Annotated in this window: 1 protein-coding gene; it reads right to left on the bottom strand. The window is 68.3% G+C overall.

Translation table 11 applies throughout. From position 1 onward, the window contains the following. The coding region (locus tag FREUN1FDRAFT_RS39260; protein WP_006546025.1) for an IS3 family transposase at positions 1-630 on the bottom strand (630 nt) is incomplete at its 3' end. Between the last annotated feature and the right edge of the window lie 65 nt (positions 631-695).

Here is a 695-nt window from a genome sequence, read left to right as displayed (position 1 = left end):
GTTGCTTCCGCGGTCCGAATGAAAAATCGCTCCGTCGGTGAGCTGGTGGTTACGAGCGGCCATGGTGATGGCGGTGTCGATGAGCCCGGTCTTGTAGTTGTCGTCCATGGCCCAGCCGATGACGGCTTTCGTGTGGCAGTCGATGACGGTCGCGAGGAAGAGCCAGCCTTCCCAGGTCGGGATGTAGGTGATGTCACCGACCATCTTGGTGCCCGGGGCGTCGGCGGTGAAGTCGCGTTGCAGCAGGTCGGGGATCGCGGCGGGGTCCTGGCCCTGCTCGGTCAGGGTGTGCTGCCAGGGGCGTGGCTGGCACGGCTCCAGGCCCTGCTCCCGCATGAGCGCGCGGACGAGTTCGAGGCTGCAGGGGCGCCCCCAGGCGCACAGGTCGGCGTGCACGCGCCGGTAGCCATAGGTGCCGTCGGAGGCGGTGAACGACCGGTCGACGAGGGCAGCGAGCTCGCCGCGGCGGGTCGCGGTCGCGGAGACGGGGCGGTCGCGCCATTCATAGAAGCCCGAGCGGGACACGCCCAGCCACGCGCACATCTGGGTGACGGACGGTGTCTCAGTGATGGTGTTCGTGGTGGTGCGGGCGGCGTACTCCGCATCGATGAACTCGAACGTATCGCTCACCGATGATCCTTGGCGAAGTACGCCGGTCGGGTGGCCCGGGGGAATCGCACCCCCGGGCTCCCGCA

This window comes from Parafrankia sp. EUN1f (assembly GCF_000177675.1).
GTDB lineage: Bacteria > Actinomycetota > Actinomycetes > Frankiales > Frankiaceae > Parafrankia.
This window is presented reverse-complemented; position numbering and strand designations above follow the sequence as displayed.